This window comes from Paraburkholderia fungorum, assembly GCF_046027605.1.
Taxonomy (GTDB): Bacteria; Pseudomonadota; Gammaproteobacteria; order Burkholderiales; family Burkholderiaceae; genus Paraburkholderia; species Paraburkholderia fungorum_F.
On record NZ_JAQQEF010000039.1, the window covers coordinates 36,741 to 52,245 of the forward strand.

14 protein-coding genes are annotated in these 15,505 nt (G+C 62.1%); 9 read left to right on the forward strand and 5 right to left on the reverse strand.

Annotated elements, in window-relative coordinates:
- Positions 1–424 precede the first annotated feature (424 nt).
- Complete coding sequence (locus PQR53_RS35945) at positions 425–1,633, reverse strand: GAF domain-containing sensor histidine kinase (RefSeq protein WP_408464923.1); 1,209 nt, start codon at positions 1,631–1,633, stop codon at positions 425–427.
- 113 nt (positions 1,634–1,746) lie between these two features.
- On the opposite strand from PQR53_RS35945, the gene PQR53_RS35950 reads away from it, so the two are divergent.
- Entirely contained in the window at positions 1,747–2,127 is a 381-nt protein-coding gene (locus PQR53_RS35950) for a response regulator (RefSeq protein WP_408464925.1), read from the forward strand.
- Positions 2,128–2,240: 113 nt separating this feature from the next.
- On the opposite strand, the gene PQR53_RS35955 is transcribed toward PQR53_RS35950, so the two are convergent.
- Positions 2,241–3,116 (reverse strand): MOSC domain-containing protein, encoded by an 876-nt coding sequence (locus PQR53_RS35955; RefSeq protein WP_408464927.1) that lies wholly within the window; start codon positions 3,114–3,116, stop codon positions 2,241–2,243.
- Between the two features lie 101 nt (positions 3,117–3,217).
- Complete coding sequence (gene glcC, locus PQR53_RS35960; protein ID WP_408464929.1) at positions 3,218–4,000, reverse strand: transcriptional regulator GlcC; 783 nt, start codon at positions 3,998–4,000, stop codon at positions 3,218–3,220.
- A 259-nt stretch (positions 4,001–4,259) separates the two neighbouring features.
- On the opposite strand from glcC, the gene glcD reads away from it, so the two are divergent.
- The 6 genes from glcD to PQR53_RS35990 all read left to right on the forward strand — a co-directional run bounded on the left by glcD (position 4,260) and on the right by PQR53_RS35990 (position 11,982).
- Positions 4,260–5,759 (forward strand): glycolate oxidase subunit GlcD, encoded by a 1,500-nt coding sequence (gene glcD / locus PQR53_RS35965; RefSeq protein ID WP_408464931.1) that lies wholly within the window; start codon positions 4,260–4,262, stop codon positions 5,757–5,759.
- A complete protein-coding gene (gene glcE / locus PQR53_RS35970) occupies positions 5,759–6,826 on the forward strand; it encodes a glycolate oxidase subunit GlcE (RefSeq protein WP_408464933.1) in 1,068 nt (355 codons plus the stop codon). The genes glcD and glcE overlap by 1 nt, the downstream gene beginning before the upstream one ends.
- Before the next feature lie 50 nt (positions 6,827–6,876).
- Entirely contained in the window at positions 6,877–8,193 is a 1,317-nt protein-coding gene (glcF, locus tag PQR53_RS35975) for a glycolate oxidase subunit GlcF (RefSeq protein WP_408464935.1), read from the forward strand.
- Positions 8,194–8,212: 19 nt separating this feature from the next.
- A complete protein-coding gene (locus tag PQR53_RS35980) occupies positions 8,213–8,617 on the forward strand; it encodes a heme-binding protein (RefSeq protein ID WP_120291848.1) in 405 nt (134 codons plus the stop codon).
- A 159-nt stretch (positions 8,618–8,776) separates the two neighbouring features.
- Entirely contained in the window at positions 8,777–10,951 is a 2,175-nt protein-coding gene (locus tag PQR53_RS35985) for a malate synthase G (protein WP_408464937.1), read from the forward strand.
- 758 nt (positions 10,952–11,709) lie between these two features.
- Complete coding sequence (locus tag PQR53_RS35990) at positions 11,710–11,982, forward strand: hypothetical protein (RefSeq protein ID WP_408464939.1); 273 nt, start codon at positions 11,710–11,712, stop codon at positions 11,980–11,982.
- 609 nt (positions 11,983–12,591) lie between these two features.
- Here PQR53_RS35990 and galU read toward each other — a convergent pair.
- Together galU and PQR53_RS36000 are read right to left on the reverse strand one after the other, a co-directional pair.
- Complete coding sequence (galU, locus tag PQR53_RS35995; RefSeq protein ID WP_408464941.1) at positions 12,592–13,509, reverse strand: UTP--glucose-1-phosphate uridylyltransferase GalU; 918 nt, start codon at positions 13,507–13,509, stop codon at positions 12,592–12,594.
- A gap of 308 nt (positions 13,510–13,817) precedes the next feature.
- Complete coding sequence (locus PQR53_RS36000; protein WP_408464943.1) at positions 13,818–13,961, reverse strand: hypothetical protein; 144 nt, start codon at positions 13,959–13,961, stop codon at positions 13,818–13,820.
- 241 nt (positions 13,962–14,202) lie between these two features.
- On the opposite strand from PQR53_RS36000, the gene PQR53_RS36005 reads away from it, so the two are divergent.
- Positions 14,203–15,390, forward strand: coding sequence for an acyltransferase family protein (locus PQR53_RS36005; RefSeq protein WP_408464945.1), 1,188 nt, complete (start codon positions 14,203–14,205; stop codon positions 15,388–15,390).
- A 31-nt stretch (positions 15,391–15,421) separates the two neighbouring features.
- A partial coding sequence (locus PQR53_RS36010; protein ID WP_459251639.1) for a SymE family type I addiction module toxin occupies positions 15,422–15,505 on the forward strand: 84 nt, incomplete at its 3' end.

The window sequence follows — 15,505 nt, forward strand, 5'->3', positions numbered from 1 at the left end:
GCGGCTTTGCCGCTGCCAGGCTGCTGCGCGAAAGCGATTCCGGAAATAAAAACGGCGTCCCGCGAACCCAGTCGATGACTGAATCCGGGGGACGCCGTTGTCCTGATCTGTGCTGCAGCGGGCGCTTTGTTGTTGCGCTCGCAACGGATCCACGTTGATCCGCTGGCAGGGCTTAATGCAAAGCCCGTGCCAATCAGGCGAAATGCCCGTTACAACGCCGTGGCGCGGGGCTTCGCGACGAATCGCAGGGATGATGGAACAGCATCGCGCGAGGCACGTTTTGATGCGGCCAGGCACAGGGATGGTGCGACACAGCACTGCGTCCGTGCGAGCAGCGAGCACCTGGGGGGCGCGCACCCGGTGCACTAGCAGTGCTGGCTGAAGCGTTAGTCGCAGCCGGCGCGAACGCGCGAGCCGCGCGAATTCAAATGCCGACCGGCAGTCTCGCCACGAACACCGTGCCAGCCTCGGCGGATGATCTGACTTCCAGCGTGCCGCCGTGCGCGGAGACAATCTGCTTGCAGATATACAGGCCGAGCCCCAACCCGCCGCCCGGCTTGCTGGTAGGCGGCCGCCAATAGGGCTCGAACACGCGGTTCAACGTGTCCGGCGCAATCGCATTGCCGCCGTTCGAGACGGCCAGCACGAACTCACTGCCCTCCACGCGCGCTTGCACGACCACCGGAAACGCCGCCGAGCCATGCGTCACCGCGTTGCCAAGCAGATTCGACAGCAACTGCTGGACTCGCGTGCGGTCGCAGCGCACCCGCGTGCCGATCGCGATATCGTCGACCAGCAGGCGCTCCGGATTGGCCTCGCGCGATTCGGCGACCACCACCCGCAATGCCATGGCCAGATCGTCGACGTCGTCGATCGATACGCCGATGCCCGAGCCGAGCCGCCCGCGCGCGAAATCCATCACGTCGTCGATCAGGCGCGCCATGCGGAAGGTGGTGGTTTTCAGGCGCTGACCGATCTTCACGAGATCCGGCTCGTTCTTGCGCAGCGCCAGCAGTTCGGCGGTTGCGCTGACCGCGGAGAGCGGATTGCGCAGATCGTGGCCGAGCACCGCGATGAACTGTTCGCGCAGGCTGGAAATTTCCCGTTCGCGCGATAACGCCTCTTCGGCCGCCTGTTGCCTGCCCTCGGTCGCGATCTGGATCGCGATCAGCTCGGCGAACACTTCGAACATGCTCAGCGTGCGGGCGTCAGAAATCTCGTTCGGGTTCGAATCGATCGCGCAGAGATTGCCGAAATAGCTGCCGTCGGGCAAAACGATCGGTACGGAAATATAACTGCCCAGATTGTAGATTCGCGCTGTGTGATGACCTTTATAGACAGGATCGTTGCCGAAATTGTCGATCACGATCGACGCGCGCGCGGCGCGCGACTCGAAGCACAACGTCGTGTGCAGATCGAGCTGGCCGCCGGGGGCCAAACCGAAGTTCACTTCGTCCTGCACCGCGCAGGCCGTCCAGCTTTGCTCCGTGACCCGGGCGATGGCGGCAAAGCCCATCCCCGTGTTCTTGCAGATCAGGCGCAGGATCGACGGCACCGCATCGATGCGGCGGACCGTCTCGATGTCCCGTGTGATTTGTGCTGCCTCATCGTCTCCAAGCGGTAATTTATTCATAAAAAGGGGTACCAGATGCCCTGCCGGAAACGGCCAAAAAACAAAATATTGAGCCTCGATTCTATCGGGACTTCGAATTGCTCAATACAAGGAACGCCACCTGGAGAAACCGGATGTCCACTGACGATGCCGCGCGCCTGCTGATCGCCGACGACGATCCGAATCTGCTGGCCGCCTACGTACTCTTTTTCAGCGCGCATGGTTTCGACGTACGCACCGCGCGCAACGGCCTCGACGCGCTCGCGCAGTATTGCGCGTGGCACCCGCACGCCGCGCTGCTCGACGTCGAAATGCCGCGTCTCGATGGACGCGCGGTCGCGCGGCGCATCCGCTACGTGGCCGATACGCCGGCGCCGATGCTGGTCGCCGTGACCGGCCTTGCGTGCGACGAGGACAAGAAGGAGTCGTTACGCTCCGGATTCAACCATCATTTCGTCAAGCCCGTGCCGATGCCGGTAATCCTTGCGGCATTGACGGGGCGTACCTGGCATTGACGCCGCAAGCGACGTACCGGGGCGCCTCTTCCGGAACTCGGGGCGCCGGGCACGATGCCGCCCTCTTGCGCGCCGATTCTGTCGCCCGGTCCAGCGCCAGGCGGCCTCCCCGTCTAGTCGCCGAAACCCAGTTCCGCTTCCACCGCTTGCCCGACTCGTAGCCGCGCCCCGGCTCCGCGCGCGACGATTGCATTGTTGCCGAAGGTCACCGCACCGCCGCGCTGCGGACTCGCCCGGTAGACGCTCATGGTGTCGGTGGGCTCGTTCGGCCACGCGGGATCGGGCGCGCCCTTCGCCTGGTCGATGGTCGGCATCGGACAGCGCGAGCACAGCTTGACCAGTTGCAACTGGACGGCCGCCTCCTCCGCGCCGTCGACACTCAAGCTCTCGACATAGTCCTCTTCGTACGCATCGAGTCCCGTCAGCACGACGTTGGGGCGGAACCGGTCGATCGGAATGGACGGCGCGCCCTTGCTGTTCAGCCGCCCATTCAGATCGTCAAGCGATGCCTGGCCGATCACTAGCAGCGGAAAGCCATCGGCGAAATGCGTGGTGGCGCCGCCGACGCTGCCGGTGTAGTCCGGATCGACAATCCGCTCGCGCTCGGGGTCGAAGCGCAGCAGCCGCGCCGGCACGCCGAGAAAGTCCGAAAACCACGTGGCGCTTGCCTCGCCGGTGTCGAGTCCGTAGGCCGCGTCGCGCCAGACCGCGGTCTGCACCTTAGGCGCGGCGCCGAGTTCGGCCGCATCAAGCGGTGTGCGCAATTCGCTCATGCCCGGCGCGCGAATCACGAGCTCCTGTTCACCGAGTTCGACCTTGACGAGCGCCATGCGGGGATACGCGCGCTGCGTGAGCATCGCGCCGCTCGGGTCGGTGACCATCCAGCATCGATCGTATTCGAGGCCGGTGGCGAGCAGACGCGCTTCACTGAGCGCAATGCCGGCGCAGGATTTGATCGGATAGACAAAAAGCTCGCTGATGGTAGGCATGATGTGAAGCGTGGGGAACACGCGTTTTCTTGTGTGGGTGCTCGATTGTAAAGCGCCTTGCGACGCGTCATATTGACCGCGCCATAGTGAAACTGCAACGCCTATTCCCAGCCTTCGAGCCGCAACGTCGCGCGCACGAGCCGCTGCTCTTCCTGTTCGATTTCGCGCAGGTTCGCGCATACGCTGTCGATGTGGCCGGCCGCCGCCTTACGCGCCTGTTCGGGCAGCTTGCCCGTGACCGCGTTATAGAGTCGCGCGTGCTGACGATCGATCACCCGTTTTTGCGGCTCGCGGTGATAGAGATTGTTCACTGAAGCAAACACCGAACTCAACAGCAGATCGGTCAGCGTGCTCAAGGTATGCACCAGTACCGGGTTATGCGAAGCCTCGCAAATCGCAAGGTGAAACGCATGATCGAGGCGCGCGTGAGTGGACGCGCTCGTCTCCTTGCCATGCGCCGCCAGCATTTCCTCGTAGCGGCGCGTGATCAGCACGAAGTCGGCGGGCGTGCCGCGCAGCGCCGCAAGCCGGGCGGATTCCGCTTCGAGCAACGCGCGCACTTCAAACAGATCGTAGAGCGTGCGCGGCTGCGAGCCGAGCAGATGCATCATCGGCGTGAGCGTGGGTTGCGCGGTGAGGCTGGCGACGAACGAGCCCCTGCCGTGCGAGGTTTCGATGATGCCGCGCGCCCGCAACAGCTTGAGCCCTTCGCGCAACGCCGTGCGCGATACGCCGAGCTTGTCGGTGAGGCGCCGCTCGGAGGGCAACGCCTGGCCCGTTTTCAACACGCCGTCCACGATCAATCGTTCGATACGCTCGGCGACCACGTCGGCCACCTGCCGCGCGCTTTCCACATCCACTGTCTGGATTGGCGCTGTCTTCATCGCCGCTGTTTTCATCATCTTTAACTGGTATGACCACTTTTGGATGCTATCACGTGTGAGCCGCGATATTCCATGTAACCCCTGCATTTGCCTGAACTCACTGTGACGGCTCACCCACCGCTTCGTCAAAAACTGGTACGACCACTTTGCCGCGCCATCGACAGCGGCAGCCATAGCCGCAACAATCCCCTTTGAGACATGCTCGCGCGCCTGTGCCCACGGGTCCGACCGTCAGGTTGGCGCGGCACCAGGAGGCCCCATGAGCTATCACTACGACGAACGCATCGACGGCGCGCTCGCGACGCACGACAAATCCAGGGTCGTCACGCAACTGCAAGCGCTGATCCCCGATCTGCAACTCCTCCATGACCAGGAAGATTTGCGGCCGTACGAATGCGACGGCCTCGCCGCCTATCGCGCGACGCCCATGCTGGTGGCGCTGCCCGACAAGGTCGAACAGGTCGAGGCACTGCTGAAATTCGCCAACGCCCAAAAAATTCCCGTGGTCGCGCGCGGCGCCGGTACCGGTTTGTCGGGCGGCGCCCTGCCATTGGACAAAGGCATTCTGCTGGTCATGGCGCGCTTTAACCGGATTCTCGAAGTCGATCCCGAGGCCGGCATCGCGCGCGTGCAACCCGGCGTGCGCAATCTCGCGATCTCGCAGGCCGCCGCGCCCCATGGCATGTACTACGCGCCGGACCCGTCGTCGCAGATCGCCTGTTCGATCGGCGGCAACGTCGCGGAAAACGCGGGCGGCGTGCACTGCCTGAAGTACGGACTGACAGTCAACAACATCCTGAAGCTCGAAATCCTCACCATCGACGGCGAACGCATTACGCTCGGCTCCGATGCACTGGACGCACCCGGTTTCGATTTCCTCGCGCTTTTCACGGGCTCGGAGGGCATGCTCGGCATCGTCACCGAAGTCACCGTGAAGCTACTCACCAAGCCGCAAAGCGCGAAAGTGCTGCTCGCCAGTTTCGACGACATCGAGAAAGCGGGGGCCGCGGTCGCCCAGATCATCGGCGCGGGCGTGATCCCCGGCGGCCTCGAAATGATGGACAACCTCGCAATCCGGGCCGCCGAAGACTTCATCCATGCGGGCTATCCAGTCGATGCCGAAGCGATCCTCCTGTGCGAAGTGGACGGCGTGGAAAGCGACGTGCAGGAAGACGTGGCGTGTGTCGAAGCGTTGTTGCGCGCGGCGGGCGCCACCGATATCCGCCTCGCCAAAGACGAAGCCGAACGCCAGCGCTTCTGGGCCGGCCGCAAGAACGCGTTCCCCGCGGTGGGCCGCATCTCGCCGGATTACTACTGCATGGACGGCACGATCCCGCGCCGCGAATTGCCGCGCGTGCTCAAGGGCATCGAGGACCTCTCGAGCGAATACGGCCTGAAGGTGGCCAACGTCTTCCATGCGGGCGACGGCAACATGCATCCGCTGATCCTGTTCGATGCGAATGCGCCCGGCGAAACGGAACGCGCCGAAGCGCTCGGCGCGAAGATTCTCGAACTGTGTGTGGCGGTGGGCGGCAGCATCACCGGCGAACACGGCGTGGGCCGCGAAAAGATCAACCAGATGTGCGCGCAATTCAATAGCGACGAACTGAGCTTCTTCCACGCACTGAAGGCTGCCTTCGATCCGGCCGGCCTCCTGAACCCCGGCAAGAACGTCCCCACACTGCACCGCTGCGCCGAATTCGGCTCGATGCATATCCACCACGGCGCACTGCCCTTTCCTGAACTGGAGCGTTTCTGATGCGGATCGAAGCGGTATCGATGGACGATAGCGAACGACTCGTCGCCGAAGTCTCGCAAGCATGGGCAAGCAGTACGCCGCTGACGATTCGCGGCGGCAATAGCAAGGCTTTTCTGGGCCGCGCGTTGCAAGGCACGCCGATCGACACGCGCTCGCACCGCGGCGTGGTCAGCTATGACCCGACTGAACTCGTGATCACCGCGCGCGCCGGCACGCCGGTCAGCGAACTGAATGCCGCGCTCGACGCCGCCGGTCAGATGCTGCCTTGCGAGCCGCCGACCTTCGACGGTACGGCCACCGTCGGCGGGATGGTGGCGGCCGGCCTCGCGGGTCCGCGCCGGCCGTGGGCGGGTTCGGTACGGGATTTCGTGCTCGGCTGCCGCGTCATTACGGGCAACGCCAAACATCTGCGCTTTGGCGGCGAAGTGATGAAGAACGTCGCGGGCTATGACGTCTCGCGACTGCTGGCCGGCAGCTTCGGCTGCCTCGGCCTGATCACCGAAGTGTCGCTGAAGGTATTGCCGAAGCCGCGCGCGCTCGGCAGCCTCACGCTCGATCTCGATGCGCACGAAGCGCTGCGCGAACTGTCCGCGTGGCGCCGCGCCGCGTTGCCGATCAGCGGCGCGGCTCACGTCGACGGCCGGCTGCATGTGCGGCTCGAAGGCGGCGTGGGGTCGGTGGCTGCGGCGGTAGATCGCATCGGCGGGACCGAACTCGATCCACGGTTCTGGGACGCGCTGCGTGAGCACCGTCTGGCGTTTTTCGACGACGCGCGCCCGTTGTGGCGCCTCTCGCTGCCGAATGCTGCGCCGCTGGGCAGCTTGCCCGGCGACACGCTGCTGGACTGGGCGGGGGCGCAACGCTGGCTCAAAAGCGATGCGCCGGCGGCGACGGTCCGCCAGATCGCGCACGCCGCGGGCGGCCATGCGACCTGCTTCACGCCACAGGTGGACGTCGAGCCGTTCACACCGCTGCCGAAGGCGCTGCTGCGCTTTCATCAACAGTTGAAGCAGCAACTCGATCCGCGCGGCCTCTTCAACCCCGGCCGTCTGTATGCCGGGCTGTGAATCTCGGCCTGTGACCCTCGACCTGTGAAGCCCCGAAGGCGAACGACACCATGCAAACCAATCTCAGCGACGCCGCCAAAACCCTGTCACGCGCCGACGAAGCCGAACAGATCCTGCGCTCGTGCGTGCATTGCGGCTTCTGCAACGCGACCTGTCCGACCTATCAGTTGCTCGGCAATGAACTCGACGGCCCGCGCGGCCGCATCTATCTGATCAAGCAGATGCTGGAGGGCGAGCCGGTCACGCAGAAAACCCAGTTGCACCTCGACCGCTGCCTGAGTTGCCGCAACTGTGAAACCACCTGCCCGTCGGGTGTCACCTATCACGCGCTGCTGGATATCGGCCGCGCCGAACTGGAGCGGCGGATTCAACGGCCCGCCTCGGAACGCCTGCTGCGCGAGGGTTTGCGCCGGGTGATCCCGAATCCGGCGGTATTCGACGCGCTGCTCAAAACCGGCCGGGCCATGCGGCCGTTTCTTCCGGCCGCGCTTGGACGTAAAATCCCCAAACGAAGCGCCCGGCTTAACGCTCCACTTGATACCCGGACACAACCGAGGCCGGCGCCGCGGCATCCGCGCAAAATGCTGATGCTGGAAGGCTGCGTGCAACCCGCGCTGTCCCCGAATACCAATGCGGCCGCCGCGCGCGTGCTGGACCGGCTGGGCATCAGCATCGTGAGTGCCGAGCGGGCCGGCTGCTGCGGGGCGACCGATTATCATCTGAATGCGCAAGAGGCAGGCCTCGCGCGGGCACGGCGCAATATCGACGCGTGGTGGCCCGCCATCGAGGCGGGCGCCGAGGCCATCGTGCAAACCGCGAGCGGCTGCGGCGCATTCGTCAAGGAGTACGGGCATCTGCTGCGCGATGATCCTCGCTATGCGTCAAAAGCGCAGCGGGTGAGCGTTCTGGCGCGAGACCTCGTCGAGGTATTGGCTAACGAGCCGCTCGATCTGTTGCAAGCGGCTCAGTTGCCGGGGAGTTCGCCAGTGAATTCGCCGACGCAAACGCCACAGCAAATGCCCCAGCAGTTGTCACAGCAGGCCTGGCAGAAAATCGCGTTTCACTGCCCATGCACGTTGCAGCATGCGCAAAAACTGGGTGGCGCGGTCGAGTCGATTCTGCAACGGCTCGGCTTCGATCTCACCGCCGTGCCCGATGCCCATCTGTGCTGCGGATCGGCGGGCACGTATTCGATCACCCAGCCGGAGCTTGCGGAAAGATTACGGAGCAACAAGCTCGATGCGTTGGAAAGCGGCAAGCCGGAGCTGATCGTCACGGCCAACATTGGTTGCCAGACGCATCTGGACGGCGCCGGCCGTACGCCGGTACGCCATTGGATAGAACTTGTAGAAGCGTCCTTACCCTAAACGAAACAGGAAATTCATTATGCTGAGCAAACCCGTGTTGACCGTTGCCGAAACGACCCGAATCCTCGAGGCTGCCCGCGCGGAAGCCGAGAAGAACCAGTGGGCCGTCGCCATCGTGGTGGTCGACGACGGCGGCCACCCACTCGGCATGCTGCGTCTGGACGGCAGCGCGCCGGCCAGCTCTTACATTGCGACGGAAAAAGCCCGCACCTCGGCGATCGGCCGCCGCGAAACCAAGGTCTATGAAGACATGATCAACAACGGCCGCACGGCATTCCTGAGCGCGCCGTTGCAGGGCACGCTGGAAGGCGGCGTGCCGGTGATCGTCGACGGCCAGGTGGTCGGCGCGGTCGGCGTGTCGGGCGTCAAGTCGGACCAGGACGCGCAAATCGCCAAGGCAGGTATTCAGGCCATCGCGGCTTAATTCAGGCCATCGCCGCTTAAGTTTGCATTTCGTGCGTATTTTCGTTTACGCGTTTTCGTTCGGATTGCGTTCGAAGCGGCGGCAATAAAATCGCAGCACAATAACGAACACAACGCGGACCGATGCCCCCTCATCGGTCCCATTCAGATGGAGCAGTTGATGACTCAGATGAACACGCGCGGCGGACTGCAAGTCGCCGCCAACCTCGACCAGTTCGTCGAAACCGAAGCCCTGCCCGGCACCGGACTCGACAGCGCCGCATTCTGGTCAGGTTTCGACGCCCTCGTGCACGAGCTGGCGCCCAAAAATCGTGCGCTGCTGGCCGAGCGCGACCGCCTGCAAACCGAACTCGATACGTGGCATCGCGCCAATCCGGGGCCGGTGCGCGACCTGCGCGCGTACCGCGCCTTCCTCGAAGGCATCGGCTACATCGTGCCGGCGCCGGCAAGCGTCAAGGCCACGACCGATCACGTGGACACCGAAATCGCCGAACAGGCCGGCCCGCAACTCGTCGTGCCGCTGTCGAATCAGCGCTATGCGCTCAACGCCGCCAACGCGCGTTGGGGCAGCCTGTACGACGCGTTGTACGGCACCGATGCGATCCCCGAGACCAACGGCGCCGAAAAGCAGAAGGCCTTCAATCCGGTGCGCGGCGCCGCGGTGATTGCTTATGCCCGCAAGTTTCTCGATCAGGCCGCCCCGCTCGCGAACGGCTCGCACGTCGACGCCACGCTGTATAGCGTCGAAGACGGCAAGCTCGTCGTCACGCTGAAGAGCGGCAAGACCGGATTGAAGACGCCGGCGCAATTCATCGGCTATCAGGGCGATGTGGATGCACCGTCGGCGGTGCTGCTGAAACACAACGGCCTGCATTTCGAAATCCAGATCGACGCGAACGACTCGATCGGCAAGACCGATTCGGCGCACGTGAAGGACGTGCTGGTCGAAGCAGCGGTGAGCACGATCATCGACTGCGAAGACTCGGTTGCCGCCGTCGATGCCGCCGACAAGGTCCAGCTCTATCGCAACTGGCTCGGCCTGATGAGCGGCGATCTGACCGAAGAAGTCACGAAAAACGGCAAGACTTTCACCCGCCGTCTGAATGCCGATCGCGTGTACACCGCGGCAAACGGCACCGCGCCGGTCGTGCTGCATGGCCGCTCGCTGCTGTTTATCCGCAACGTCGGTCATTTGATGACGAATCCGGCGGTGCTGACCAAAGATGGCCAGGAGATTCCGGAAGGCATTCTCGACGCCGTCATCACCTCGCTGTGCGCGCTGCACGACCGCAAGCACAAACTGAATTCACGCACCGGCTCGATCTACATCGTAAAGCCGAAAATGCACGGCCCGGCCGAAGTCGCATTCGCGAGCGAACTGTTCGCGCGCGTCGAAGATCTGCTTGAATTGCCGCGCAACACGATCAAGATGGGCATCATGGACGAGGAGCGCCGCACCTCCGTCAACCTGCTCGCGTGTATCGGTAAAGCGTCGGAGCGTGTCGCGTTCATCAACACAGGTTTCCTCGACCGCACCGGCGACGAAATGCATACGGCGATGGAAGCCGGCCCGATGATGCGCAAGGGCGACATGAAGTCGAGCGCATGGATCGCCGCGTACGAGCGCAGCAACGTGCTGGTCGGTTTGAGCGCGGGCTTGCGTGGCCGCTCGCAGATCGGCAAGGGCATGTGGGCGATGCCCGACCTGATGCACGCGATGCTCGAACAGAAGATCGCGCATCCGAAGGCCGGCGCGAACACCGCGTGGGTGCCCTCGCCGACCGCCGCGACGCTGCATGCGCTGCACTATCACCAGGTCGACGTGCAGGCGGTTCAGCAGGAACTCGAACGCACGGATTATTCGAAGGTGCGTGACGAACTGCTTGACGGTTTGCTGACGATTCCGGTTGTGGAATCGGCGAAGTGGAGCGCGGACGAGATTCGCAGCGAAGTCGACAACAACGCGCAAGGCATTCTCGGTTACGTGGTGCGCTGGATCGACCAGGGCGTGGGTTGCTCGAAGGTGCCGGACATCCACAACGTCGGCTTGATGGAAGACCGTGCCACGCTGCGTATTTCCAGCCAGCACATCGCCAACTGGCTGTATCACGGGGTGGTGACGCAAGAGCTGGTCGAAGAGACCTTCAAGCGTATGGCTAAGGTGGTCGACGAGCAGAACGCGGGCGATCCGCACTATAAGCCGATGGCGCCGGGCTTCGATACGATCGCGTTCAAGGCCGCGCAGGCGCTGGTGTTCGAAGGACGCCAGCAGCCGAGCGGTTATACGGAACCGCTGCTTCATAAGTTCCGGCTGGAAGTGAAGAAGGAGCAGTAAGGGCTGGTGGCTGCGGCTTGGGTTTGAGGCTCGAGCACGGCTAAGAAAAAGGGCGCCGCATTATACGCGGCGCCTTTTTTATTTGTATGTGCACTCCAGTAATCGGCGACTGCACCGCAGCGGTCTGTCATGGAATTGAAGAGTGCGATTGTGAATCCATATGCGCGTCGCCGCTGGGGAGGGTCCGCCCGGCACTTGAACTTACCAACAAGATTTTACGAATCAGCGGCGCACCGTCATTACGATAGCCTCTGCTCAACCTGCGGAGGTAAGACGGTATGACCACACAGAGACATACGGGGGTGCAGAAATGGCAGAGCATCACCATGCCCGGCTGACCGCCGCACGCGCATATGCATCTGAGCATTTTCCATGCTCGCACCATGGTCATCCGTGCGACCGACTGGTCCGGAAGCGAATATTCCTTGGCGTCGCGATGGGCAGCTACTACTGGTGGCGATCGGACACGTATCTGGTCGAGCGCCTGCGCGGTTTTCTGGAACGACGCGTTCTGGCGTTTCGCTGGAAAACTGCTTTTGAGAACGCGGCAGAGGTTGTCAACTGCCTATACGATGCTGTGCGCGATGGCCATATCATCGCTCTTCCGGGCGACATGAGCGCGCTTCGCCGGAGCAGCTCCGGTGCGAGTGCGCCCGAATCACCGCGCCCCCGGTCGGCGACTGTTACTCCGTCCAGCCTGTATCGGCGGACCTCGCCCGGCGCGCAGTCATGGTCGGCGTTTGACAGCACAGCTAAACATGGACCGGATTCCGCTCGGGGCGGCACAGCCGTTCCGGTACGCACCGGAGGCTGTGAGCGCAGTCGCTGAAGAACTGGCGGCGAGCACGAACCACCCGCGGTTCGCGGCCAAAATGCTCGGCTACGACCACGAAACGTTTGGAACGATGCTGCACAAATTTAAGGACGCCAATGGCCTTGGACCGGCGGATAACAGCATCTTTCACGATAATGGAAATGTGGAATTCAACGGCCGGATATTTGAGGACAGTATTCACGACTATGCACCATGAGCCATCTTCACCACCGAGCGCAGACGCCGGAGCCTATGCATCCTTCCTGATATCCGGAGACACGCTGTTGCCAGAATTCTGGACGGACTATTTTCAGGTACTCCCCGATACAACGATCGTCAAAGGGTGCCCGTTCATCCTGCCATCGGGCAAAGCCAGCAAGGCCTTGGGAAAAACCGGTCTATGGGGCGTGAGCAGTGAGATTGCAATATAAAGTAACTTGCTAGCCCCGCATTTTCGATATCTTGTGAACCGACTTGGCTTGCCTCGTGAAGGCCTCAGGGAGATCGTCCAGCAAGCCGGAGCGACAGTGTGCTTCTCCTGCTTCTGGTTTGCTCCCTCGGGTCACCGCGTCCACGATGTACCTGACGACATCCGACAGATGATGGACTCTCCAGGAGGCACCATCGAGATTGACGAATACCTGTAACCGACCGTGGAATAGAGTCAACAGGCCTCGCCATCTCCCTTATACAGCCTCGTGAAAATGCGCTAAGGGCTCTTCTCGCGAAGAGCCCTGAAATCAGCGATCGAGTCTGAACCATAAGCGGGGAATGCGAGTCCGGTAGCGACTCATTCGAAGCGCCCAAGACCCGCGGATTTAGCTTCTTAAGCCGCCTCAGCCGTGTACTGCGCCGGCACACTAGCCTGCATATTCGCCTGCATATACGTTTGCAGATACGCCTCGAAATCCGCCTTCACTTCCGGATGACGCAGCGCGAATTCCACCGTCGCCTTCAGATACCCAAGCTTGCTGCCGCAATCGAAGCGCGTGCCGAAGTAGCGATACGCGAGCACCTGCTCTTCAGTCAACAGTGACTGCACCGCATCGGTCAATTGCAATTCACCGCCCGCACCCGGCTTCAACGCGCGGATATGCTTGAAGATGGTCGGCATCAGCACGTAGCGCCCCACCACGCCGAGGTTCGACGGCGCCTTATCCGGCGCCGGCTTTTCGACGATGCCCGACAGCTTGATCACATTGTCTTCCCACTCGCGGCCATCCACCACGCCGTACGAACGGCTGTCTTCGCGCGCAATGGTTTCAACGCCGATCACCGAGCTGTGATAGTGGTTGAAGGTATCGACGAGCTGGCTCATCACCGGCTTCGAGCTGTGCAGCAAGTCGTCAGCCAGAATCACGGCGAACGGGCTCTCGCCCACCAGTTTCTCCGCGCACAGCACCGCGTGACCCAGACCGAGCGCTTCGGCCTGGCGCACATAAAAGCAGTCCACATTGGCCGGTTTGATGCTGCGCACGAGGTCGAGCAGCTTCTGCTTGTTGCGCGCTTCGAGTTCCGCTTCGATCTCGTAGGATTTGTCGAAATGATCTTCGATGGCGCGCTTGCTGCGGCCCGTCACGAAGATCATCTCGGTGATGCCGGCAGCAATCGCTTCTTCAACGGCGTATTGAATCAGCGGCTTGTCGACGATCGGCAGCATTTCCTTGGGGCTTGCTTTGGTAGCCGGCAGGAATCGTGTCCCGAGGCCCGCTACGGGAAACACGGCTTTGGTGACTTTCAGCATGGTAGGCATTCCCACATCGGTTAGAAATTAGTGTGTCGCGGGCCTCGCGGCCAATCGATGTCGCCGAAAAGATTAACAAAAAAATTAATCCGTTTCACGCGTGATTTTTTGTCGATTTTGGCAAAATAATTCGATTCGCTTTCAATATCCCATATCGTGAACGATATTAGGAAACAATTACGTATCGCGAATGAATTATTTTCGGCAATTCCGAAAATTTTACATATCCGGCAAAGCGGAGCGCGGATAAGCGCCTGAACACGTCCCGCGGCGAATCGCGGCCGCGCTCAGGCGCTATGCGACGCCGCTTATTCATTCTCGTCGACTTGCGGCAGCTTGGCCGGGTTGATGCGAAAACGGCGGATCGGCTCATTGCGCAGCGCCTCGCGGTAGGCGGAGGCAGCGACCAGGAACAGCAGCACGGCAATGCCGACGAGTAGATGCAGGTTCATGACTTCACCTCAGATCAAGAGAATCCGTGCTTTAAATTAGCACGACAAAACCGGCAAATAATTCGCTGTAGCAAGTGCTTATACGCAATTACAATTCGTCACAAAATTGCCATTTAATTCGCTTCGCGAGGTAATTTTTTATCGATTTTTTGCCGCCGTGCTGCACTAGCATGTCATGCACCGCGGGCGCGTACAGTGCGCCCGGAACAAGCCTTTTCCTCCGTCATATCAAGGACCGCGCATGAGCGACTCAGCACTGGATGCCGCCGGCTCATCCCTGCCCCTCTCCCCGTCACGACCGGCCGCCGCGCCGCGCGCGCAGAGCGAAGCGCGCGCCGACAGCGTCGGCAAGGAACATGTCATTGACGCCATGCGGGGCTTCGCCGCGCTGCTGGTCGCGTATTTCCATTGCCGTCAGGTGGAATGGGTCGGCATGCAAAGCTTTCACCAGAGCGTCGGCCATTCTTTCAGTCTGAGTACGATTGCCGCCTATCTGACGTTTCCGATTGCGTGGGGCTCGGCCGGTGTGCCGATTTTCTTCGTGATCAGCGGCTATTGCATTCATCGCGGCGGCGCGCTGCGGCTTGCAAAAAATCCGGACTACCGGCTCGACACCGGCAATTTCTGGGTGCGCCGTTTCGCGCGCATTTATCCGGTATTGCTCGCGGCGCTCGTGCTGACATTGGCACTCGACTGGGTCAGCTTGCAGTTGCCGCCGGTCAATCACAAGATCCGTGAGATCGGCCTGCAGGCATTCCTGGTCAATCTGTTTTCGCTGCAAGGCGTGGCGGGTCATACGTATGGGTCGAACGGCGCGCTCTGGACGCTATCGCTCGAAGTGCAGTTTTATGCGATTTATCCGCTATTGTTTGCGCTGCGCCGGCGTCTAGGCATGACTTCCGTGCTCGCGATCGTCGCCGTGATCAATGTCGTCTCCGCTTATGTGCTGGAGCGCCACGATATCCAGTTCTTCACGTCCTATTGGTTTTCGTGGACGCTTGGCGCCTGGATCGCGGATGCGAAGGCCCGTACCGCGCCGGACGCGCGCCCCTCGCCGGTCTGGGTCTACGTGCTCGCCGCGGCGTTCATCGCGCTCGGCTGCGCGGCGTTCCATTTCGGGCAGTACGGTGCGTTCCAGTTCTGGGCGGTCGGGTTCGCGTTCTACCTGTACAAGGCGCTGGAGCGCCGCAATGCGGATACCCCGGGTGTGCGCCTGCTGTCACGTTTCGGCGACTTCAGCTTTTCGCTGTATCTGATCCATCTGCCGATCTTCGTGCTGCTGTCGTCGATCCTGTTCCGCTCGTCGCTGCAGATGTCGATCTGGCCGTCGTTTGGTTACATGCTGGTGGCCGTGCCGGTCGCCTATGTGTTCTACCGGCTGGTTGAACTGCCGGCGATGAAGTGGTCGGCGAGTTTTAAATCGCGGTAAGAAGCAGGTCCCGTAGCGCCTCTATCCGTGGATGACGCTCGCCCGGCGCTGGATCGAGACCGCCGGCCTTGAGGCCGGACAGCGCGTGCGTATTACCGTCGAGCACCAGAAACGT